The following is a 21,591-nucleotide window of genomic DNA, read 5'->3' on the forward strand; positions in this document are numbered from 1 at the left end:
ATACTGAAAGTCGCGTTTTCTGATATGAACTTGGTGTATGTCATTCAAAAATAAAAATGATATCGATTGCATAGTGATCCAATTAACACTATGGTGAAATCGCCTGCCACCTCGCATTTGATTACTTTACACTGAGCGCTGTTTTTGGCCACAGCCACCGCCAAGGAAAGGAGGTGAGCCATGAGAGTTGACTGTGTAAGGTGATGAAATGAAAAATAAAATGTTTACCCGCACTGCCTTGTCTGCGGGATTGCTGATGGTATTGGCTGGCTGTGCTAGCCAGGAACAAGCCGACACCTGGCAACCAGACCAAACCTATAAGCTGACAATTCTTCATACCAATGACCATCATGGACGTTTCTGGCATAACCGCGACGGTGAGTACGGTATGGCGGCCCGCAAGAGCTTGCTGGATGACCTGAGAAGAGAAGTGGCAGAAGAAGGCGGTACCAGCCTGCTGTTGTCTGGCGGCGATATCAACACAGGTGTGCCTGAATCGGATCTGCAGGATGCGGAGCCCGATTTCAAAGGCATGAACATGCTTGGCTACGACGCCATGGCACTGGGTAACCATGAATTTGATAATCCGCTCGATGTGCTGCGCAAGCAGGAAGGATGGGCTAACTTCCCTATGCTGTCAGCCAATATTTATGACAAGGCAACAGGTAAGCGCTTGTTCCAGCCATACCAGATTTTCGAGCGACAGGGGATCAAAATTGCCGTTATCGGCCTGACCACTGAAGATACCGCCAAAATCGGTAACCCAGAGTACATAGGTGGTATTGAATTTCGTGATCCGAAAGCGGAAGCCAAAGCAATCATCGCTGAGCTGAAAGAGACGGAAAAACCGGATCTGATTATTGCCGCTACCCACATGGGTCATTATGCCAACGGTAAGCATGGTGTGAATGCGCCGGGAGACGTTGCGCTGGCGCGATATCTTGAACCGGGCGATCTGGATATGATTGTCGGTGGCCATTCTCAGGAACCTGTTTGTATGGAAGGGCCGAATATGGCCAATCCGTCATTTAACCCCGGCGAGGATTGCAAACCAGATCAGCAAAACGGTACCTGGATTGTACAGGCGCACGAGTGGGGCAAGTATGTGGGCCGCGCTGATTTCGAGTTCAGAAACGGTGAGCTGAATATGGTCAGCTACGATCTGATCCCGGTTAATCTGAAGAAAAAAATTAAGCTGGCTGACGGCCAGTCAGAGAAAGTCTTTATTGAGCAGGAGATCCCTCAGGATCCCACGGTGAAAGCCTTCCTGACACCCTATCAGGAGCGCGGTCAGGCGAAGCTGAATATTAAGATTGCCCAGTCGAATGGCAAACTGGAAGGCGACCGTAATGTTGTGCGTTTCCAGCAAACCAATCTGGGACGTTTGATTGCCGCCTCTCACATGCAGCGCGCCAAAGCTGATTTTGCGGTGATGAACTCAGGTGGTGTCCGGGACTCGATTCCTGCCGGTGACATTACTTATAAAGATGTGCTGAAAGTACAGCCATTTGGCAACATGGTGACCTATACCGATATGACCGGGGCCGAAGTGCTGGACTATCTGGGCTCTGTGGCGACCAAGCCTGTCGATTCAGGGGCATATGCGCAGTTCTATGGTGTTACCATGGATATCCTGGACGGCAAAATCAGCAACGTGAAAATAGGCGGCAAAGCGCTGGTGCCAAGCAAAACTTATCGCTTTACAGTGCCCAGTTTTAATGCAGCCGGTGGCGACGGTTACCCTAAGCTGGTTGATCATTCCGGCTACGTGAATACCGGATTTGTTGATGCGGAAGTATTGAAAGATTACCTGGAAGCCAACAGCCCGATTAATGTTCATGCGTTCGAGCCTAACGGCGAGATTATGTACCGTTAATTGCTACTGAGGCTCTGTAATGCAGATTCAAGCTCACTTGTTCAGGCAGGTGAGCTTTTTTATTGCTCTCAGGGCAGATACTGGCTTGGCGGGAAGATACCTGTTAGCTATAGTGGGTAACGATAATTATGCCGGAGGACAGGATGACACCCGCTATAAATCTCGCAAAAAAGCACAAAATTGCTCACAAAGTCCATCAGTATCTGCATGATCCGAACAATACCAATTTTGGCATGGAAGCGGCGGAGGTGTTGGGGCAGGATCCGGCCCGGGTATTCAAAACTCTGCTGTTTTCCTGTAATGGCGATCCCAGGCAGTTGGCGGTGGCCATAGTACCTGTGGCTGGCATGCTGGATCTGAAATCGGCGGCAAAAGCCGCAGGGGCCAAAAAAGCGGAAATGGCCGATCCCGCCATAGCTGAAAAAACAACTGGGTATATAGTGGGGGGGATCAGTCCTTTAGGCCAGAAAAAGCGCTTGCCCACTTTTCTTGATGATTCAGCTAGGGACTATGACACTATCTGTGTCAGTGCGGGTCGCCGGGGACTGGAAATAGAATTGGCTCCCAAGGATCTGTTGCAACTGACCTGTGGTCAATTGGCGGCGTTAGCCCGTTAATTATTCTAACAATTTATTCCATTTACGACAGGCTGAGTATCGGCCGCAGGAGACAAGGATGACCTTCAGTATCTGGCTTTCATTACTGATGATTTGTATGTTAGGGGCAATGTCGCCCGGGCCAAGTTTAGCGGTGGTGGCTAAACACAGTCTGGCTGGCGGGCGCTTGCATGGCATTGTGACTTCCTGGGCCCATGCGTTTGGCGTTGGTGTTTATGCTTTACTGACTCTGCTCGGGCTGGCGGTTGTCCTCAAACAGTCGCCAACACTCTTTCAGGTCATTACCTATTCTGGCGCCGCTTATCTGGCGTATCTGGGGATCAATGCCCTGCGCTCGAAAGGGGGAGTTGCGGCAAAACTGGCGGCGGGCGAACCCGCAAGTATGGGAAGTGCAGCCAGGGATGGACTGATGATCTCTATGCTGAACCCTAAATTGGCGCTGTTTTTTCTTGCACTGTTCAGTCAGTTTGTGGCTGTCGGGAGCGGTATCAGTGAGAGAGCGATTATTGTTGCCACCCCCTTATTGGTAGATGGCCTCTGGTACACGCTGATAGCGTTGGTTTTGTCCCGGCCAGCGGTGTTAGAAACACTGAAAACGCGCGCCCAGCTGATCGATCGTTTGTCCGGCGTGGTGCTGATTATGCTGGCACTCAGGGTGGTGTGGCAGGGATAAGCACACTGCCACCAGTTGATAGCTTCAGCTCTGACGTTTCTGATGCCGTTCTCGGTTTTCCAGCTTACGTTCAGGGCTTTTCTTCAGCATGACGTAAAGGGCACCATTTCCGCCATGCTGTCGTAACGCAGAATGATAGCCCATCACATCACTGATTTGGGTCAGCCAGGTCGCGACATAGCTTTTCATTAAAGCCGGAGGCGTTGAACGTTCACCTTTGCCGTGCACAATAAGCACGGTACGTATGTCCATTCGCTGACACTGCTTAAGGAATCCGAGCACCTCGTCTCTGGCTTCTTTCAGCGTCTTGCGGTGCAAATCGAGCCGGGCCTGAATATCGTACTTGCCCAGCCTTAACTTGCGGATTACACCGTCCTGAACCCCGTCACGTTTGTAATCCAGCATGTCATCCGGCTTGACCATAGCGGCATAATCCAGCGATAAATATTCCGGATCGCTGTCAGCCAGGCTCTGCGCTGCGGCTTGCCGGGCGAGCTGGGCGTCAGTGATCTGATGTTTCTTTTCTGGGGCCACTTTATCCTGCTCCAGCGGGGCCACATCGGCCATCATTTCCCGGAACAGGTCCAGTTCATCTTTATCGGACATGGTGTGTTTTTCTACTGCGGACGGTAGGAAAGATTATACGTGGCTTGGCAAGAAAAAAAAGAATCCCGGGCCTGTCAGAGTCCTCAGGATTCAAAGAAGATTGGAGATAACGGAACGGTTAATCTTGTGGCTTTGCATTCATAGCTTTATAGACAAAATAACCACCATAGAAGAGCATTAGCCCCAATGCACCGAAAATCACTATCATTGATGATAGGCCAACCGGATTACCAAAGAGTAAATCTAGCCAAAATTCCATGTGATGTCCTCTGCCTGGGAAACTGAATTCAAGCTTAATGGGCCTTGGCGAATGGGCTGATGATCTGGATCAATCCATCATCGAATCATCGCTATTGGTGTGTTTTTTTGTGGCTCTCAGCAATATTCTGTTTTAACTGGTGCATTCCTAAGCAAGTAGCAGCGAGGAAAGGAAAATTTCTGCTCCTCCTCTTGCGTTCGGTAAATTAGCCAGTATTATAGGCCACCTTGAATCGCATCAGCGTTTCGTTTTTGTCGGTGAATAGCGCAGTTTGGTAGCGCATCTCCGGCTTTTGAGAATAGCGGACCAGAGAGACCCTCTGGAGCGAAACTCAAAGCAGTAACAAAACTTGTCGGTGAATAGCGCAGTTTGGTAGCGCATCTGGTTTGGGACCAGAGGGTCGGGGGTTCGAATCCCTCTTCACCGACCACTATTTCTAAAGTCTGATACGTCGGGCTTTGTAGCTGGTAAGACGGCGACACGGGTCGGGTGCGGAAGCCCGCCGCGTTGAATCCCTCTTCACCGACCACTATTTCTAAAGTCTGATACGTCGGGCTTTGTGGCTGGTAAGATGGCGACACGGGTCGGGTGCGGAAGCCCGCCGCGTTGAATCCCTCTTCACCGACCACTATTTCTAAAGTCTGATACGTCGGGCTTTGTGGCTGGTAAGACGGCGACACGGGTCGGGTGCGGAAGCCCGCCGCGTTGAATCCCTCTTCACCGACCACTATTTCAAAACGCGGTTTGAGTAACTCAGGTAACTAGAGTTATACTTTCAAAAGAAGCAAATCTCGTTTTTAAGACTGTCCTCAGTCTGAACAAAATTCGGTGAATAGCGCAGTTTGGTAGTGCATCTCCGGCTTTTGAGAACAGCGGACCAGAGGGACCCTCTGGAGCAAGCCTCAAAGCAAAAACAGAATTATCGGTGAATAGCGCAGTTTGGTAGCGCATCTCCGGCTTTTGAGAACAGCGGACCAGAGGGACCCTCTGGAGCAAGCCTCAAAGCAAAAACAGAATTATCGGTGAATAGCGCAGTTTGGTAGCGCATCTGGTTTGGGACCAGAGGGTCGGGGGTTCGAATCCCTCTTCACCGACCACATTATAGAAGCCCGCTCATCGAGCGGGCTTTTTTATGTGCAGAATTTGGCTTTTGTGCCCAGTAACCCCCACCTAGCCTCCCCCTTGAAAAGGGGGGAGGGATCGTACAGCTCTTGCTGAAACCAAGAATATTCCCCCCTTGGCAAGGGGAGTTAGACCAGGCGATTCAGGGCAGGTTGTCAGAGGGGGTTTTGGCTATACCGGATTGGCAGGTAGCAGGTTGTGCGCTGTTGATTTGCTGAACGGTGAATCCCTGTTTTTTCAGCAATGCCGGTAGCCCTTCCTCGCCCATCATGTGGTAAGCACCGACTACCACCAGGAAAGTCCCTTGTTGGTACTGAGGGGAGGTGGTGAGTTGGTTAACCCAGTTGTAATTGCGCTGAATCAGCAAGTGCTGTTCAGTCTCTTCTGAAAGGGCGACTTGCTGGCTGAGTTCTGTCAGTACGGCATTATTACCTTGTTGCCAGGCGCTGAGCAGGCAGGCCATTTCTTGTTCCAGCAGTGGCCATTCGTTGAGCGTGGTTTGCAGCAGGTTTAATCCGTGATCAGGCAGTGAAGACAGCAAACGAAACTGGGCTTCGATTCCCTCCAGTTCGAAAATGGGGACAGTTTCTTTTTGTGCCCGGTTAAACACCACCTGATCAATGCCTTTGTCCGGGGTGAGGCCAAACTTTAGCGATTGCGCCATTTGCAGATGCATGGCAGTGAGCCAGGGCGGGCTTTCGAGCAGGCTGAAAGGAGAAAGTTTGAGTTGAGCGGCAAGATCTCTGAGGGTTCGGATATCGGAAGGCGGTAGCAGTTTACGGCTAACGTGCGCCTCGTCGATTGGTGGCATACTGAATTGCTTCTGGATATTGGCTTCTAAAATCAGGCCATTTGCTTGAGGCCAGTAACGGTTAAAGGCATCAGGCAGGGGGTAGAGTGCATCGCTGCCGACATGGATCGACCCCATCAGCACAAACTGTCGCTGGTTATCTTTGGCCAGCCAGACCTGAGGTTCTGCAGAGGCACCTGAACTGAAGATTGTCAGCAGGATACCGGCTTTGGTGAGCAGAGATTTAAACATGCTGTTTCCATTGGCGCTAGGATGCATACAGCCTATGGAATCTGGTGCGGACTGGCAAGAAAAAGCGGCTGACACAGGCAGCCGCTCAGAAGTGATTACTTGTTGGGATGCAGCCAGAACCACCAGACAATAAAGCCAATGGCCAGCGCAGCAAGTAAAGCCATCATCTCAGGCCTCCTTTTTCAATGGTGTGTTGCCCTGACTGCCAGGGCGGAAAAGTCTCAGTCTGTTGGCATTACTGACCACAGTGATGGACGAGAGCGCCATCGCTGCTCCGGCAATTACAGGGCTGAGCAGACTGCCTGTGAAGGGGAACAGGATACCGGCGGCCAGCGGAATCCCCAATGTGTTATAGATAAAGGCGCCAAACAGGTTTTGCTTCATATTTCGTAAAGTTGCCGATGACAGCTCCAGTGCATCGGCGACGCCGTGCAGAGAATGGCGCACCAGAGTGAGTTGCGCACTTTCAATGGCGACATCGCTGCCGCTGCCCATGGCAATACCAATTTCAGCTTTAGCCAGTGCAGGGGCATCATTAATGCCGTCCCCGACCATGGCAACGTGTTTTCCGGATTGTTGCAGTTTTGCCACCTGTTCGGATTTTCCGTCGGGCAGTACACCGGCAATAACACGGTCAATACCCGCCTGGCGGGCGATCGCTTTGGCTGTCCGTTCGGTGTCACCGGTCAGCATGATCACCTCGATCCTTTTCGCCTGAAGTCTCTCGACTGCCGCTTTGGAATCTGATCGCAGCGGATCACTGATGCCCAGCAGTGCGGCCAGTTCACCGTCTACGGCAATGAAAATAGCCGTTGCCCCGGCATCGGCCAGCGAGTGAGCATCGTCCTGATGGGCAGAAATGGCGATATTTTCTTTTTCCATCAGCGCACGGTTGCCCAGCAGTATACGCTGTCCGTTGACCTCCCCGCTGACGCCATAGCCAGTCTGAGCGTTAAAGTCTCGGGCTGATTGTAAAGACAATCCTTTCTTCTCAGCTGCCAAGACGATAGCTTTTGCAAGCGGGTGCTCAGCCCCCTGTTCGAGGCTGGCTGCCAGGGCCAGCACAGCATGTTCAGTGTGATCACCATAATAATGGCTGTGTGTGAGCACAGGCTTGCCTTCGGTCAACGTACCGGTTTTGTCCAGCACCACTGTATCTATGTTGGCGGCCAGTTGCATTGCATCGGCATGACGGATAAGAATGCCATATTCCGCGGCGCGGCCAAGACCGACAGTAACTGACATCGGGGTCGCCAGTCCTAATGCACAGGGGCAGGCAATGATAAGTACCGTTGTCGCTGTGATCAGCATGTAAATCGAGACGGGATCCGGGCCGAAGTAATACCAGAGGGTGGCGGTAACAATGGCGATGATCATCACGGCAGGAACGAATATGGCTGAAATGGTGTCTGCCATTTTCGCCAGCTCCGGCTTGCTGCTCTGTGCCTGGCGAACCAGGCCTATGATCCGGGCCAGCAGGGTTTGATTGCCTACCTGCTCAGCCTTAAAGAGCAGGCTGCCGCTCTGGTTGATGGTGCCGGCATGGAGTTTATCTCCCGGTTGCTTATGGGCAGGGACGGGTTCTCCGGTCAGCATGGATTCGTCAAGATAGCTCTCACCTTGCTCAATCAGTCCATCAACAGGCACTTTGGCCCCTGGACGCAAACGCAGCACCATACCAGGTTGAATGTCCGCCAGAGGGACTTCACGCTCGCCTTGCTTATCCACCAGAATGGCGGTCTGCGGCTGCAGGTCGATCAGTTTTTCCAGCGCCCGTGAAGTGCGTCCGCGGGCTTTGGCCTCAAGTGCATGGCCCAGGGTGATCAAACCCAGAATCATGGCTGACGCCTCAAAATAGACATGCCTGGCCTGCGCTGGAAACCAGTCGGGTTTGAGCACCACAAACATGGAGTAAAACCAGGCTGCACCCGTACCCAGCGCAACCAGAGTATCCATACTGGCTCTGTGATGAAGGAAAGCTTTCCAGGCATCACGGAAAAAGTGGCCGCCACAGTATATGAGCAACGCCAGCGTCAGCATACCTATGGTGCCCCAGGCCCATTGGCTGGTGGCCGAATCTATCATCATGCTGCCACCGAAGACTCCCCAGGCCATGAGGGGAACACCCAGGGCTAATGCCAGTCCGGCATTGATCAGGTGTTGTCTGTAGGTTGCTGTGTTCTGGGCTTGCTGGCGTTCGCGTCTTGTCGCTTCGTCTTCACTGAGCTCAGCGCCATAACCGGCATCAGACACAGCTTGGATCACCGACTCTGGATCGATATTGCCTTGAACCAGTGCTGTCCGCTCGGCCAGATTGACACTGACAGCCGTAACCGCATCCACACCCTGAATGGCTTTTTCAACCGAGGACACACAACTTGCGCAGGTCATGCCGGAAAGCAAAAAGTAGTGGCTGTTATCGGAAGATGGCGCGGCTTCAGCAGCGGCTGATGGTGACGGCTCGGGTTGCTCCGTTTTCGCTTGTTCAGGTGCAGTTGCGTCGTGCAAGACAGCTTCTGGCGCATTCGTTTCAACCGCACCAGCTTCAGCCGGTACCTGATAGCCTGCAGATTCAATCAGGGTTATCAGCGCGGATTCGGTCAGTGAGCCCTGCACCTTGGCCCGGGTTTTGCTGACTTCAAACTGCGTGATTTCCGGCTCGTTTGCGAATGCGGCCTCCAGTTTGCTGACGCACTTGCCACATGACAGACCCGACAGAGGCAAATCATGATAGTAACCCCCTTGGTAACCAAGGCTTTCGATGGTCGTGATCACTTCATTCAGATCGACATGCCCTGTGATGTGGGCTTGCTCGGTTGTAATATCCAGAGAGTCGATGCCATCAAGCTTGCTCAGCGCCTGTTTAATTTTTTCGACGCACTTCATGCAGCGAACCTTGCTAAGTGGCAGCCTGATATCCATGTTTGCAGCGGAATGGCTGGCTGGGGCGTGATTTGAATTATCCATGGGCTTCCTCTACACCACAGTTAAGAGATATGCTAACTTTAAAGCTTCTAGTTAATGGAAGGTCAAGCGGTATTTTCAAGTGAGGCAGTGATGAATATCAGTGAAGTGGCAAAACAGACGGGACTGACCAACAAAACCATACGCTTTTATGAAAGTAAGGGCATGATCAGCGAGCCGCAACGGGGCGAGAATGGCTATCGCCGTTACAGCCAGAAACAAGTGAACGAGCTGTTGATGATTAAACGATCGCGTCTGGTCGGATTCAGCCTGGATGAAAGTCGGGAGTTGCTGGCCTTGTCACGGGATCCGGACAGAAAAAGTGCTGATGTAAAAGAAAAAGCCGAGCAAAAACTGGCTGAGATTGACCATCAGATCGAGGAATTACTGGCAATGAAACAAAGCCTTCAGAGCCTGATCAGCCAGTGTCCGGGTAACAATCAGCCGGGTTGCCCGATTATTGATGCCCTGACGAAAGGGGAAACTGTGGAAACATAACCGCAGGCATAATGTGATTGCCTGCGGCGTTGGTGAGATCAGTACAGCAGAGAATAAAGCTGACGACGGTACTGGCTGGCAAGGGCATTTCCCTGACCGAGCGAGGCCAGAATATCCATCATGGTTTTCTTGGCGTTACCGTCGGCAAAGTTGAGATCTTTACGCAGCAGGTTCAGCAGGATCTCCAAAGATTCCTGGTGACGATTGACCTGACTGTACTGCACCGCAAGATCATAAGCGAGTTGCCCGTTGTCCGGGTCGGTAGCCAGCTTTTCTTCTAGCTGGCGGATCTCCGGAGAATCGCTGGCCTGGCGGTGAAGCTCCAGTTTGGCAACCAGACCTTTGTAATAACCGTCCTGATCCTGCATCGGAATCTGTCCAAGCAGGGTTTCCGCCTCGTCAAACTGTGCGGTTTCCAGCAGGCATTCGGCAGTGGCGAGTAAGACCTGGCTGTTTCCCGGCAGGCTGCCTGCCAGTTCACGCAGAATGGGCAGTGCTTCGTTGAAGGCTTGCTGACTGACTAATTGAATGGCCTGTTCCAGCTGCATTTCTTCCTGACTGGGTAAATGCTTACTCAGCATCTCACGCAGGCTGTCTTCGGTTTGCGGACCTGCAGCGCCGTCAATCGGCTGACCATTGCTGAAAATGGCGACGGTCGGAAGACTGCGCACACCAAACTGGGCTGCCACCATTTGCTGTGCTTCACAGTTGAGGGTTGCTACTACAAACTGGCCAGCGTACTGGGCCGCCAGACGCTCAAGCAGGGTGTTGACTTCTGCTGTTTCTGGCATGGAGGGTGCCCAGAAGCTGATCACGACCAGCTGTTGCATTGACTGCTCTATCACCTGATGCAGATTGGTTTCATTCAGTTCAATTGCTAATTTGTCATTCATACCGGGCGTTTCCGTGATCGTTTAAGAGTGATGTTCAAGATGTTGGGCTGATTGGCTGGAAAATCAAGGGAAAAGACAGAAAAACGCGGCTGGTAACGGGTCTCAGAGAAAAAAACGGAGAGCTGGGCTCTCCGTTACAGATGGAAGGTCAGAAGCAGAGCAATAGCGACACAAAGACAGAGCGCATTTATCTGGCGTAATGTCATGCCGATCTCTCCGAAAAATGTAGCACGTTTGTTTAGGGGGATCGCTGGTTTACCCCTTTACTGGGTAAGGACCAGCTTACCCTGAAGCCTAGAGTGCTCAGATGACATAATCATGACAGCTGGTTAAAAAAAGCGCATTTTTTTGCTTGGTTTTTGACTTTCGGATCAAGTTCAAAGTTTACTCATTGTGAGTGTCGATCAGTCGCTTTTTCCCAGCAGATGATCAAGCCAGCGAACGGGAAGGACTCTGCGCAGGAAGCCAAAGATATAGGTCGGCTGGGTGACATAGTACCGGGCTGATGGCCGCTCACTGCGGATGATGTGCAGCAGTGGCTTGAGCACGGCTTCCGGTGTCAGTGTGAATTTATTGGACGGGGAGGGCTTGCCCAACCTGTTCAGTGTGTTCTGATAACTGTCTTTGTGGCGCGATGCCGTCATATCAATATGGGCTTCAAACTGACGCTTGGCGTTGGCCCTGAACTGACTTTCAATCGGCCCCGGCTCTATCAGGCTGACGTTAATCGGGGTGTTTGCCAGCTCCAGCCTCAGCGTATCGGTATAGCCTTCCAGTGCAAATTTACTGGCGTTATAGGCACCGCGGTACTTCATCGCCACAAGACCGAGTACAGAGCTGTTTTGCACGATTTTGCCGCCTCCCTGGGCCAGCATGACAGGAATTACGGCTTTCGTGAGCGAGTGCCAGCCAAAGAGGTTGGTTTCAAATTGCTCGCGAAGGGCATCGGTGGGGAGATCTTCAAGCGCGCCTGGCTGGCCGTAGGCACCGTTGTTAAACAGCACATCGAGTTTACCTTTAGTGATACGCAGCGCTTCTGCCAGCCCTTGTTCGATGGATTGCTGGTCAGCAAGATCAAGCTTTACACAGTGAAGGCCTTCGTCCTGCAGACGCGCGACATCGTCATCCTGCCGGCAGCTGGCTACCACCAGATAGCCTGCCTGATGAAGGGATCTGGCGCAGTGGTAACCGATACCGCTGCTGCAGCCGGTAATAAGAATGGCAATGCTCATTTACAGTCCTTAAATCCGGGCATTATCACGCCCTGTAAAATATGGTTACAAAAAAGGTATGATCGTGTCCGTCATGAATTCAGCAATCCAGGGCTGGGCGTCTGCCTTGGGGTGCAGCCCATCATCCATCATCCAGCCGTCACGCAGTATGACCTGCTCTAAAAAGAAGGGAAGCAGAGGCAAAGCGTAGTCTTTACTGAGTCTGGGATAAATAGCTTCAAACTGGCTGGTGTAGCGTTTGCCGTAGTTGGGCGGAATACGGATTTGCATCAACATTGGCTCACCGCCGCTATCCTTAATAAGGTCAATAATGGCTTTGAGGTTATTTTCTATGGTCGCTGGTGGGAATCCACGCAGACCATCATTCGCACCCAGCTCAATTATGACGTAATCTGGATCATGCTGTTTCAATAGCTTAGGCAAACGGGCAAGGCCATTTCCTGTCGTGTCGCCAGAGATACTGGCATTAATGACATCAATTTTCAGCCCGTTGCCATTCAGCATGGGCTCCATCAGACGGGGCCAGCTTTGTTCGGCACGCATCTGATAGCCTGCACTCAGGCTGTCGCCAAGCACCATCAGGGTGGCGGCAACACTACTGAGTGGAGTCATAACAAGTAATAACAGTGCAAGGATCCGCATCATGTCTATATCCGTGATAAAAGCGCAATCAGTAACTAAACAGGTGACAACGGCCACCACGACTCTCACCATTCTGCAGGATGTTTCGCTTGAGGTCGAGCAGGGTGAAAGCATAGCTTTGGTTGGGGTTTCCGGAGCGGGTAAATCGACACTGATGACCTTGCTGGCCGGACTGGACGTACCCAGCAGCGGCGAAATTGAGTTACTGGGGCAAGTGTTGTCTCATATGGACGATGAGTCCCGTGCCGCGCTGCGCAGCCAGGCCGTCGGATTCGTGTTCCAGAGTTTTTTGCTGATCCCGTCGCTGACGGCGCTGGAAAACGTAACATTGCCGGCCATTATCAAAGGGGAAGCCGGTGATAGCGAGCGGGCAGCAGAATTGTTACGTCAGGTCGGACTGCAGGGACGTGAAGAGCATCTTCCCTCCCAGTTATCGGGCGGTGAGCAGCAGCGTGTGGCACTGGCCAGGGCATTCATGACGGCCCCGCAGGTTTTGTTTGCCGATGAACCGACCGGCAATCTGGATCAGCAAACCGCGGCCACCATTATAGATCTGCTGTTTGCGCTCAATCGGGATCACGGTACGACTCTGGTGCTGGTGACGCACGATCCGCAATTGGCTGAACGTTGTGATCGTGTAGTGCGTATTCATGGCGGACGGGTGGAGGCGGCATGACTGAGATGAGTGAAAGCCAAAGTCCGGTCAGGCCAAAAGGCCATTCCCTGCTGCTCAAATGGAGCTGGCGTGAGCTCTGGCAAGGGCAGCTGTGGCCCGTTGCGGTGGCACTGACACTGATCATTGCCTGTGTGTTTGCGCTGGCCTCGCTGGTGGTGCGGGTTGAGAAGATAATGATTAACCAGGGGCGCAGCATGATAGCGGCTGATCTGGTATTGAGATCAGCCAATCCCGTGTCAGATAACCTTGTCCGGGAAGCGAAGCGTCTGGGACTGACAGTCACAGAGCAAACACGATTCGGCACTATGGCATTCAGTGACAATGCCATGCAGCTGGTCAGCGTGAAATCTGTCTCGAGCGATTTTCCATTGAGGGGTGAGCTGCTATTGCAGGGCACGGGCCGGACCCAGCAGCAGGTCAATCCGGGTGAGTTATGGCTGTCTGAGCGGTTATTCTCTTTGCTGAATGTGAAAAATGGCGATCAGGTGGCTATTGGTAATGCCGAGCTGACAGTCGCCGGCACCATAGTGCAAGAGCCGGAACTGTCGTTTAACCCTTTCAGTCAGATGCCGGCCGTTCTGATGCATGAAGCCGATCTGGCAGCCACGGAGGCTATCCAGCCCGGCAGCCGGGTGCGCTACCGGGCCTATTTTAATGGTACTGAGGCCCAGTTAAAGCAGCTTCAGGACAACATGCAACTGGCACCGGACCAGCGTTGGATCAGTGAAACCACCCAGGGCCGGACCGGTGAGATGATCGAGCGGGTGCAGCAGTACCTGTCGCTGACCCTGATCCTGGTGATCATGATGGCCACGGCCACCCTGGTGCTGACTTGTATGCACTACACCGCCAGCCGGACGGAAACCGTGGCCATGATGAAAAGTCTCGGTGCCGGTAAAACTTTCCTGTGGCGATGGCTGGCAAGACAGCTGGGACTTTTGTTTGCCATTGCCGCTACCGCAGGTCTGGCACTGGGGCTGCTTCTGGAGTGGTTACTGCGCCTGCCACTCACCGACGTACTGCCTCAGCCGCTGCCTGACATGGGGGTCATGCCCTGGCTGGTCAGTCTGTTGGTAGCGATACTGGTGTCGGTACCGGGCATAGGGATCGCTTTGTGGCGTTTGCTGGATGCACCGGCTCTGGCAGTGATGCAGCGCCAGACGGCGGACACCAGTTCTAAGAAACGCTACCTGCTGATTCTGCTGCCTGTCGTAGCGCTGTTACTCTGGGTGGGTGATAATCCCATGATGTGGCTGACTCTGGCTGGCTTATTTGTGCTGCTGGTGCTGCTGGCGGGACTGGGTTTATTGCTGGTGGCGGGGTTGCGTCGCCGTCAGTGGGGACCGGCGATGACACTGGCACTGAGCCGTATTGGCCGCAGCCCGCTGGCAAGCGGTGCCCAGTTGGCTGCCCTGACCAGCTCGCTGATGCTGCTGGCCGTGATCTGGCTGCTGCGTACGGATTTGCTGGCAGACTGGCAGCAGACATTGCCGCCGGATGCTCCCAATGTGTTTGCGCTCAATATCAGCCCGGTACAGCATCAGGCCTATCTGAATGTGCTGGATGAGAGCGGCTTAATGCGTTCCGACAGTTATCCCATAGTGCGCGGCCGGTTGGTAACCATCAACGGGCAGGATCCAAGGGCAGAAGACACTGGCAACGGCAGTGAGAGCGATGATCGTCAGGAAGGGGATGAATCTCTGCGCCGCGAACTGAATTTTACCTGGCGAGATTCGATGCCAGTGCACAATACCTTAGTCGCTGGCGAATGGAGCAATGCCCCCGGCGGCGTATCTGTGGAAACCGGCGTGGCAGAAAGGCTGGGGATCACATTGGGCGATACGCTGGGCTTTAACGTGAACAGCCAGGTGTTCAGCGCAACAGTGACCAGCTTGCGAGAAGTGGAATGGCGCAATATGCGGCCCAATTTTTACTTCATCTTCACACCGGATGTCATGGCTGACTTGCCTGCCACCTGGCTGGTCAGTTTCAGGGTAGCCGCAGAGCAGAGTGAACTTGTGAACCAGCTCGGCAGAGAGTATCCGACTGTCACCTTGCTGGATCTGAGAACCATGGCCACCCGTATCCAGGCCATCTTACAGCAGGTGTCATTGTCATTGTCTGTGCTGGCTTTTCTGGGGGTGTGCAGTGGCTTGTTACTGGTGCTGACCTTGTTACGCCTGAGCCTGTCACAACGTCAGCAGGAAATTAAGCTCTACCGGACCTTAGGCGCCAGCCGAAGCCGGATCCGTGCCACCATCTGGAGTGAATATGGCCTGATGGCGGTACTGGCGGGTATCATCGCGGTTCTGGGGGCTGAAGCGCTGGTGGCTGCTTTGATCAAATGGGGCTTCGAGCTGCCGGTCAGCTGGCACCCCGGGCTGTGGCTGGTACTGCCGCTATTGTCGATAGTGCTGATCCTGCTGATCATCAGTACCATGATGAAACAGCTGCTGCGTCCTTTGGGCCGTTAGTGCTTTTGTACCGGGTTACTCTACACGGGTAACCCGGCTTTCCTGATCGCTCAGGGCACTTTTCAGCGCACCTTCCAGTTCCGGATAGCAGAAATGAAAACCATGGGCTTCCAGCTTCGCTGGCAGGGCTCGCTGGCTGTCGAGCAGCATCTGTGCCGATTCCCCCATACCAAGGCGTAACAGCCACTCAGGTGTGCTCATCACATGCGGGCGATGCAGTACTCTGGCCAGTGTCTGGCTGAATTCTTTATTGGTAACTGGCTTGGGGGCCGTGAGGTTATAGGGGCCCTGAGCGTCCGTCTGCTTAATCAGAAACAGTATCCCTTTCACCATATCCTGCAGGTGTATCCACGGGAAATACTGCTCTCCATTGCCAATCGGGCCACCCAGGCCCAGTTTGTACAACGGGACCAGTTTGGCCAGTGCTCCGCCGCCTTTGCCCAGTACAATACCAGTACGAAGCACGCATACCCGGGTTTTGTCTGACTGCGCCGCCAGTGCCCGCTCTTCCCAGGTGCGACAAACCTTGTGGGCGAAATCGTCGCGCTCAACGTCGAGCGACTCGTCAAAATCGTGGTGTTGCTGATCGCCATAGTAGCCCACAGCAGACCCGCTAATGAAGGTATGCGGCGGATTATTGCCTGCCTGTATTTTGACTACCAGATCCCGGGTGAGTTGCCAGCGGCTGCGGCAGATCTCTTCTTTCTGTTTATCCGTCCAGCGCTTATCAGCAATCGGCTCACCGGCCAGGTTGATCACGACATCAAATTCATCCAGATTTTCCAGCGAATCCAGGCTGGTGATGACTTTAATATGGTGGCCCAGACGCTGATAGGCCCGGTTGGGATTACGGCTGAGAACAGTCACCTGATCATGATTCAGATGTGGAAGCAGCGCTTTGCCAATAAACCCGGTTCCTCCGGTGATCAGAATATGCATGTGTCGTCCGCCTGTCTGACTGATAAGTTATCCTTGTTTTGTCTAAATTATAACCAATCGATGAGCTGTTCACTGTTTTTCCAGCGATTTCGGTTTTGACCTCAGTCGAAAAATTGACGATCAGCGATCGACATGACCGAGATCGCGAGCGGGATCCAGTATATCCCTGACTCTTTGTTTGAGTTGTTTGGCATCAGGAAAACCACCATCGGTTTTGCGTTCCCAGATGCGGACATTGTTGCAGAAGACTTCAAAGCGGCCGCCTGTGTCCGGATGCAGGCTAACGGCGTCCAGATCTTCGCTGAAGGTATGTAACAGCTCCTGGCACATCCAGCTGGCGCGGAGCATCCAGTTACACTGGCGGCAGTAGTAAATATCAATCACGGCTTTGCTGGCCGTTTGCGGTGCATTGTCAGACATAAGAATCCTCACATTCCGAATAACAGTTTGACCCCGATCAGAAACGTCAGGGCTTCGAAACAGCGTTTGATCAGCTTGTTGCTTTGCCTGATAGCCAGGTGTGCCCCGAGGTAGCCCCCCAGCAATGATCCGGCAATCAGAATCGGCAGCCAGGGCCAGAATATTTCCGCGCCTGCCGCGTACATGGCGAGCGCACCTGTGCCGTTCCAGAACAGACCAACACTGATCATGGTTAATGCGACGGCCTGTTTATAGTCATAACCAAACCAGCGGATCAGAAATAAGGTCACAAACAGGCCGCTGCCTGCGGTCAGCGAACCATTTATCACTCCGATCCCGGCCAGGCCGAGACTACCGGCAATCAGTCCTTTAGTATCCCGTCGGCGGACACTTTCATTCTGGCCCAGGCTGGGTTGATACAGGGAGTATACGCCAAGGCCGATAATTAGCAGGCCAAGGGCGGCCTCAGCCAGTCGGCCCGGGACAAAGAGGATGGCATTGGCGCCCAGAATGACGCCTAAGGTCCCGGATGCAATGACATAGCCCGTCATTGACCAGTTCAGCTTACCGGAACGGATATGTTTGACCGCCGCGCCCAGCCCGAGTGCGACGCTGGCGATTTTATGAGTAGCCAGCGCCACGGAAAAAGGCAGGCCCAGAAAAATCAGCAGGGGAAACTGGATAAGCCCGGCACCGCCGCCGGACAATGAGGCCAAAGTGTTGGCAAACAGGGAGCCAATGAAAAGTCCGAGAGAATTTAACCAATCCATGTATCTTGCTGCAATCCTTGATGATTCAGACTTAGCAGCATACGGATTATGAATAGTCTGGCAATGAGAATAGGGGAGCCAATACAAAAATACCCCGGCAATGCCGAGGTATTTTTTTGTTCGATTCAGTGCAGAGTTAAGCGTTTTGCTCTTCCGCCTGTTTGGCCTGAATCGCAGTCAGTGCGATGGTGTAGACGATGTCGTCTACCAGCGCGCCACGAGACAGGTCGTTGACCGGCTTGCGCATGCCCTGAAGCATTGGACCGATAGACACCAGCTCGGCAGAACGCTGTACCGCTTTGTAGGTGGTGTTACCTGTGTTCAGATCCGGGAACACGAACACGGTCGCTTTACCGGCGACCGGTGAATCCGGCGCTTTCGACTTCGCCACGTTTTCCATGATAGCGGCGTCATACTGCAGCGGGCCGTCGATGATCAGATCAGGACGTTTTTCCTGCGCGATACGGGTCGCTTCACGGACTTTATCCACGTCGGCACCCTGACCGGAATTACCGGTAGAGTAAGAGATCATCGCCACGCGCGGTTCAATGCCGAAGGCTTTGGCAGAGTCCGCCGACTGAATGGCGATTTCAGCCAGTTGCTCAGCGTTCGGATCCGGGTTGATGGCACAGTCACCATATACCAGTACCTGATCAGGCAGCAGCATGAAGAAGACAGAAGATACCAGTGACGCACTTGGCGCGGTTTTGATCAGCTGCAGCGGCGGGCGAATAGTGTTGGCTGTGGTATGTACCGCACCCGAGACCAGACCGTCCACTTCGTCTTGTTCCAGCATCATGGTACCCAGTACAACGGTATCTTCCAGTTGTTCACGGGCAACCACTTCGGTCATGCCTTTGTTTTTACGCAGCTCAACCAGACGGGCCACATACTGCTCGCGCACAGAGGCCGGATCAATAATGTCAACGCCAGCGCCCAGTACCACACCTTGCTGTTCGGCAACGCGTTTGATTTCCGCCGGATTACCCAGCAGCACACATTCCGCAATACCGCGCTCGGCACAGATAGCAGCCGCTTTTACTGTACGTGGCTCGTCACCTTCAGGCAGCACGATACGCTTCGCCGCGCGGCGGGCATATTCTGTCAGCTGGTAACGGAAAGCCGGCGGGCTCAGGCGGCGTTCACGGGCAGAACCTTCGCTCAGCGATTCAATCCACTGACCATCAATGTGACTGGCCATGTATTCGTTGACCATCTCGACCCGCTCTTTATCGTCAGCCGGCACTTCCAGGCTGAAGCTCTGCAGGTTCAGAGAGGTCTGCCAGGTGTTACCTTTGGCAATCATGACGGGCAGGCCGGTTTCGAACGCGCGCTTGCACAGTTTTTCAACGGTAGTTGGCAGTTCATAACCACCGGTCAGCAGCAGCGCACCGATTTCCACACCGTTCATTGCCGCCAGACAGGCCGCAACCACCACGTCAGGGCGGTCGGCAGAGGTGACCAGCAGTGAACCCGGACGGAAGTGCTCAACCATGTTAGGGATAGAGCGGGCACAGAAAGTGATGCTCTTAATGCGACGGCTGTCGATTTCACCCGGGTTGATAATGTCAGCATTGAGGTGCTTGGCGATGTCTGTCGCACGGGTCGCGATCAGCTCAGCATTGAACGGCGCACAGCCCAGCACACGGATCGGGCTGGAGTTGAACACTTGCATCACTTCAACGTGAGTTGGCATCACTGAGTCAGAACCGTCGAAAATCTCTGACAGATCCGGACGGGTACGGCCTTCGGCATCCACTGGGGCATTCAGTTTGTTTACAATCACACCTGCGATGTGCTTGTTCTTGATGCCGCCAAAGTTAGAGCAGGCAATTTCAATGCGCTCTTTCAGCTGGGCTGGGTTATCTGTACCCGGCGCCACCACGAACACGATTTCCGCATCCAGTGTCTTGGCAATTTCGTAGTTGATCTGGTTCGCAAACGGGTGCTTGCGGGTGGGTACCAGACCTTCAATCAGGGCCACTTCAGCACCTTCAGTCGCTTCTTTAAAGCGTGCAACGATATCTTCCAGCAGCACGTCGCTCTGGTCGCTGCGGATCAGCTCATCGGCTTCAGCCATGGACACCGGCTGGGCAATTTGCATGTCGCTGTTGGCACGGATAATCGACGTTGTCAGATCCGGCTGATCGCCGCCGTGACGAGGCTGAGCGATAGGTTTGAAAAAGGAAACACGGACGCCTTTGCGCTCCATGGCGCGAAGCACACCCAGGCTGACGCTGGTCAGGCCGACTCCGGCACCGACCGGAATGAGCATAATGGTACGTGACACAGTCAATTCCTCAAGCTGTTAGCAAACGGTAGAAAGGGAGATCAGACTGTCGGACAGTGACTCCCGATAATTATCATTCTTGATAGAAAAAGGCCGACAATGTCGGCCAGTGGTTGTTGCTTAGATGTTCGTCAGGCGTGCTGTATCTTCAGCAATCACCAGCTCTTCATTGGTCGAGATAACCATAGCCGGAACGCGGCTGTTTTCTGTGGTGATCACACCTTCGCCACCGAAACGGGCCTTCAGGTTTTTCTCGCTGTCGACTTCGATGCCGAAGAACTTCAGGCGGTTCAGCACCATTTCACGGATTGGGGCAGAGTTCTCGCCAATGCCGCCGGTGAAAGTGATCGCATCCAGCTGGCCATCCAGTGTTGCTGTGTAGCTGGCCACGTATTTCGCCAGACGGTGGCAGAATACGTCCATTGCACGGGTTGCTTCTTCTTTCTGACCGTAGTTGTCTTCAACGAAACGGCAGTCAGAAGTGACTTCTGTCAGACCAGCAAGACCGGATTCTTTGGTCAGCATGGTGTTGATTTGGTCAATAGAGTAACCCAGAGAGTCGTGCAGATGGAAAATGATAGCTGGGTCGATGTCACCACAACGTGTGCCCATCACCAGGCCTTCCAGTGGTGTCAGGCCCATAGACGTATCAACAGACTGGCCGTTCTTGATCGCGCACACAGACGCGCCGTTACCCAGGTGGCAGTTAATGATGTTCAGTTCGCTTTCTGCTTTACCCATGCGCTGCGCGGTTTCGCGGGTGATGAACAGGTGCGAAGTGCCGTGCATGCCGTAGCGACGGATACCGTGCTCTTTGTACAGCTTGTATGGCAGTGCGTACAGATACGCTTCTTCAGGCATGGTCTGATGGAAGGCTGTATCAAATACGGCCACATTCTTCAGAGCCGGGAAGGCTTTCTGAGCGGCCTTGATGCCAATGATATGTGCCGGGTTATGCAGTGGTGCCAGTGCCGCGCACTCTTCAATGCCTTGCAGCACGGCTTCATCAATCAGGGCAGACTGAGTGAATTTCTCGCCACCGTGAACGACACGGTGACCGATAGCTTTCAGATTGTCAGCCAATTCAGGTTTAGAGGCCAGGATAGTCTCTACCATGAAAGCCAGTGCTTCTTCGTGTGCTGCACCATTACCCAGTTGAGCTTCGTGTTTGGCACCATCAAGTTTCCACTTGATACGGGCTTCCGGAAGGTGCAGACATTCTGCAAGACCTGTCAGGTGCTCATCACCTGATACTGCGTCGACGACAGCAAACTTCAGAGAAGAACTACCGCAGTTAAGTACTAGAACCAGCTTAGACATGTGAGTGACTACCTATATAATCTGTCTGAAAGTTGATATTCAATTGAATAAGCGTTAACCATAGAATAGTCGACCCACTGTATGGCGAGACTAAACCAGGTATTTTTGCTTCTGTCCGTAGAAGTGAAATGCAAACCTGAGGAGTTAACTTATCCTTAATTTATTGCGATAACAGGGTTATCGGCCAACAATTACCTAAGGCGTGCATAGGATAGCCCTTGTTGGTCGATATAACAAAAAAATTTTTAAAAATTAATTCACGGTAGATCGATTGTCTC

At 53.1% G+C, this 21,591-nt stretch carries 18 protein-coding genes and 2 tRNA genes; 8 read left to right on the forward strand and 12 right to left on the reverse strand.

Going from position 1 to position 21,591, the window contains the following annotated elements; all coding sequences use genetic code 11:
* The first annotated feature begins 208 nt into the window (after positions 1–208).
* From ushA to D6M16_RS01015, 3 genes are all read left to right on the forward strand, one after another.
* Entirely contained in the window at positions 209–1,876 is a 1,668-nt protein-coding gene (gene ushA, locus D6M16_RS01005) for a bifunctional UDP-sugar hydrolase/5'-nucleotidase UshA (RefSeq protein WP_120510179.1), read from the forward strand.
* Between the two features lie 143 nt (positions 1,877–2,019).
* Complete coding sequence (gene ybaK / locus D6M16_RS01010) at positions 2,020–2,493, forward strand: Cys-tRNA(Pro) deacylase (RefSeq protein ID WP_046221529.1); 474 nt, start codon at positions 2,020–2,022, stop codon at positions 2,491–2,493.
* Between the two features lie 58 nt (positions 2,494–2,551).
* The gene (locus D6M16_RS01015) at positions 2,552–3,166 is read left to right on the forward strand and encodes a LysE family translocator (protein WP_120510180.1); all 615 of its coding nucleotides are present in this window, start codon (positions 2,552–2,554) and stop codon (positions 3,164–3,166) included.
* A gap of 24 nt (positions 3,167–3,190) precedes the next feature.
* On the opposite strand, the gene smrA is transcribed toward D6M16_RS01015, so the two are convergent.
* The gene (smrA, locus tag D6M16_RS01020) at positions 3,191–3,772 is read right to left on the reverse strand and encodes a DNA endonuclease SmrA (RefSeq protein ID WP_120510181.1); all 582 of its coding nucleotides are present in this window, start codon (positions 3,770–3,772) and stop codon (positions 3,191–3,193) included.
* 118 nt (positions 3,773–3,890) lie between these two features.
* Complete coding sequence (locus tag D6M16_RS01025) at positions 3,891–4,031, reverse strand: DUF3149 domain-containing protein (protein WP_120510182.1); 141 nt, start codon at positions 4,029–4,031, stop codon at positions 3,891–3,893.
* A 353-nt stretch (positions 4,032–4,384) separates the two neighbouring features.
* Here D6M16_RS01025 and D6M16_RS01030 point away from each other — a divergent pair.
* Both D6M16_RS01030 and D6M16_RS01035 read left to right on the forward strand, forming a co-directional pair.
* Positions 4,385–4,461 (forward strand) — tRNA-Pro (locus D6M16_RS01030).
* Between the two features lie 590 nt (positions 4,462–5,051).
* A tRNA-Pro gene (locus D6M16_RS01035) sits at positions 5,052–5,128 on the forward strand.
* A gap of 167 nt (positions 5,129–5,295) precedes the next feature.
* Here D6M16_RS01035 and D6M16_RS01040 read toward each other — a convergent pair.
* Both D6M16_RS01040 and D6M16_RS01045 read right to left on the reverse strand, forming a co-directional pair.
* Positions 5,296–6,195, reverse strand: a complete 900-nt coding sequence (locus tag D6M16_RS01040; protein WP_162940890.1) for a TraB/GumN family protein — start codon at positions 6,193–6,195, stop codon at positions 5,296–5,298.
* A 168-nt stretch (positions 6,196–6,363) separates the two neighbouring features.
* Positions 6,364–9,081 carry a copper-translocating P-type ATPase gene (locus D6M16_RS01045; protein ID WP_476704094.1) on the reverse strand — a complete coding sequence of 906 codons (2,718 nt, stop codon included), beginning with the start codon at positions 9,079–9,081 and terminating at the stop codon, positions 6,364–6,366.
* 171 nt (positions 9,082–9,252) lie between these two features.
* Between D6M16_RS01045 and cueR the strand changes: the two genes are divergently transcribed.
* Complete coding sequence (gene cueR / locus D6M16_RS01050; RefSeq protein ID WP_120511820.1) at positions 9,253–9,657, forward strand: Cu(I)-responsive transcriptional regulator; 405 nt, start codon at positions 9,253–9,255, stop codon at positions 9,655–9,657.
* 38 nt (positions 9,658–9,695) lie between these two features.
* Here cueR and D6M16_RS01055 read toward each other — a convergent pair whose 3' ends face one another.
* From D6M16_RS01055 to tesA, 3 genes are all read right to left on the reverse strand, one after another.
* Positions 9,696–10,550, reverse strand: coding sequence for a co-chaperone YbbN (locus tag D6M16_RS01055; RefSeq protein ID WP_120510184.1), 855 nt, complete (start codon positions 10,548–10,550; stop codon positions 9,696–9,698).
* A 404-nt stretch (positions 10,551–10,954) separates the two neighbouring features.
* Positions 10,955–11,782 (reverse strand): SDR family oxidoreductase, encoded by an 828-nt coding sequence (locus D6M16_RS01060; protein WP_120510185.1) that lies wholly within the window; start codon positions 11,780–11,782, stop codon positions 10,955–10,957.
* A 45-nt stretch (positions 11,783–11,827) separates the two neighbouring features.
* On the reverse strand, positions 11,828–12,427 hold the full coding sequence (gene tesA, locus D6M16_RS01065; protein WP_120510186.1) for a multifunctional acyl-CoA thioesterase I/protease I/lysophospholipase L1: 600 nt from the start codon (positions 12,425–12,427) through the stop codon (positions 11,828–11,830).
* On the opposite strand from tesA, the gene D6M16_RS01070 reads away from it, so the two are divergent.
* Both D6M16_RS01070 and D6M16_RS01075 read left to right on the forward strand, forming a co-directional pair.
* Positions 12,426–13,100: an ABC transporter ATP-binding protein gene (locus D6M16_RS01070; protein ID WP_120510187.1), complete on the forward strand. Its 675-nt coding sequence runs from the start codon at positions 12,426–12,428 to the stop codon at positions 13,098–13,100. The two genes, tesA and D6M16_RS01070, sit on opposite strands and share 2 nt — an antisense overlap.
* Positions 13,097–15,574: an ABC transporter permease gene (locus tag D6M16_RS01075; protein ID WP_120510188.1), complete on the forward strand. Its 2,478-nt coding sequence runs from the start codon at positions 13,097–13,099 to the stop codon at positions 15,572–15,574. Before D6M16_RS01070 ends, D6M16_RS01075 begins: the two co-directional genes overlap by 4 nt.
* Positions 15,575–15,589: 15 nt before the next feature.
* On the opposite strand, the gene D6M16_RS01080 is transcribed toward D6M16_RS01075, so the two are convergent.
* The 5 genes from D6M16_RS01080 to D6M16_RS01100 all read right to left on the reverse strand — a co-directional run bounded on the left by D6M16_RS01080 (position 15,590) and on the right by D6M16_RS01100 (position 21,313).
* Positions 15,590–16,513, reverse strand: coding sequence for a TIGR01777 family oxidoreductase (locus D6M16_RS01080; RefSeq protein WP_120510189.1), 924 nt, complete (start codon positions 16,511–16,513; stop codon positions 15,590–15,592).
* A 120-nt stretch (positions 16,514–16,633) separates the two neighbouring features.
* Complete coding sequence (locus D6M16_RS01085) at positions 16,634–16,933, reverse strand: Rdx family protein (protein WP_120510190.1); 300 nt, start codon at positions 16,931–16,933, stop codon at positions 16,634–16,636.
* Between the two features lie 8 nt (positions 16,934–16,941).
* Positions 16,942–17,703 (reverse strand): sulfite exporter TauE/SafE family protein, encoded by a 762-nt coding sequence (locus tag D6M16_RS01090; RefSeq protein ID WP_120510191.1) that lies wholly within the window; start codon positions 17,701–17,703, stop codon positions 16,942–16,944.
* A gap of 136 nt (positions 17,704–17,839) precedes the next feature.
* Positions 17,840–19,993: a phosphate acetyltransferase gene (gene pta / locus D6M16_RS01095; protein WP_120510192.1), complete on the reverse strand. Its 2,154-nt coding sequence runs from the start codon at positions 19,991–19,993 to the stop codon at positions 17,840–17,842.
* Between the two features lie 120 nt (positions 19,994–20,113).
* Positions 20,114–21,313 (reverse strand): acetate kinase, encoded by a 1,200-nt coding sequence (locus D6M16_RS01100; protein ID WP_120510193.1) that lies wholly within the window; start codon positions 21,311–21,313, stop codon positions 20,114–20,116.
* Positions 21,314–21,591: the final 278 nt, after the last annotated feature.

This window comes from Photobacterium salinisoli, from assembly GCF_003614885.1.
GTDB classification, from domain to species: Bacteria; Pseudomonadota; Gammaproteobacteria; order Enterobacterales; family Vibrionaceae; genus Photobacterium; species Photobacterium salinisoli.

Excerpts from the sequence above, each read along its gene's own strand:
- D6M16_RS01075 (WP_120510188.1), top strand. The coding sequence starts at position 13,097 with ATGACTGAGATGAGTGAAAGCCAAAGTCCGGTCAGGCCAAAAGGCCAT.
- D6M16_RS01040 (WP_162940890.1), bottom strand. The coding sequence starts at position 6,195 with ATGTTTAAATCTCTGCTCACCAAAGCCGGTATCCTGCTGACAATCTTC.
- smrA (WP_120510181.1), bottom strand. The coding sequence starts at position 3,772 with ATGTCCGATAAAGATGAACTGGACCTGTTCCGGGAAATGATGGCCGAT.
- D6M16_RS01045 (WP_476704094.1), bottom strand. The coding sequence starts at position 9,081 with ATGAAGTGCGTCGAAAAAATTAAACAGGCGCTGAGCAAGCTTGATGGC.
- D6M16_RS01080 (WP_120510189.1), bottom strand. The coding sequence starts at position 16,513 with ATGCATATTCTGATCACCGGAGGAACCGGGTTTATTGGCAAAGCGCTG.
- D6M16_RS01015 (WP_120510180.1), top strand. The coding sequence starts at position 2,552 with ATGACCTTCAGTATCTGGCTTTCATTACTGATGATTTGTATGTTAGGG.
- D6M16_RS01060 (WP_120510185.1), bottom strand. The coding sequence starts at position 11,782 with ATGAGCATTGCCATTCTTATTACCGGCTGCAGCAGCGGTATCGGTTAC.
- tesA (WP_120510186.1), bottom strand. The coding sequence starts at position 12,427 with ATGATGCGGATCCTTGCACTGTTATTACTTGTTATGACTCCACTCAGT.
- ushA (WP_120510179.1), top strand. The coding sequence starts at position 209 with ATGAAAAATAAAATGTTTACCCGCACTGCCTTGTCTGCGGGATTGCTG.
- D6M16_RS01055 (WP_120510184.1), bottom strand. The coding sequence starts at position 10,550 with ATGAATGACAAATTAGCAATTGAACTGAATGAAACCAATCTGCATCAG.
- D6M16_RS01100 (WP_120510193.1), bottom strand. The coding sequence starts at position 21,313 with ATGTCTAAGCTGGTTCTAGTACTTAACTGCGGTAGTTCTTCTCTGAAG.
- D6M16_RS01070 (WP_120510187.1), top strand. The coding sequence starts at position 12,426 with ATGTCTATATCCGTGATAAAAGCGCAATCAGTAACTAAACAGGTGACA.
- D6M16_RS01090 (WP_120510191.1), bottom strand. The coding sequence starts at position 17,703 with ATGGATTGGTTAAATTCTCTCGGACTTTTCATTGGCTCCCTGTTTGCC.
- D6M16_RS01085 (WP_120510190.1), bottom strand. The coding sequence starts at position 16,933 with ATGTCTGACAATGCACCGCAAACGGCCAGCAAAGCCGTGATTGATATT.
- ybaK (WP_046221529.1), top strand. The coding sequence starts at position 2,020 with ATGACACCCGCTATAAATCTCGCAAAAAAGCACAAAATTGCTCACAAA.
- D6M16_RS01025 (WP_120510182.1), bottom strand. The coding sequence starts at position 4,031 with ATGGAATTTTGGCTAGATTTACTCTTTGGTAATCCGGTTGGCCTATCA.
- cueR (WP_120511820.1), top strand. The coding sequence starts at position 9,253 with ATGAATATCAGTGAAGTGGCAAAACAGACGGGACTGACCAACAAAACC.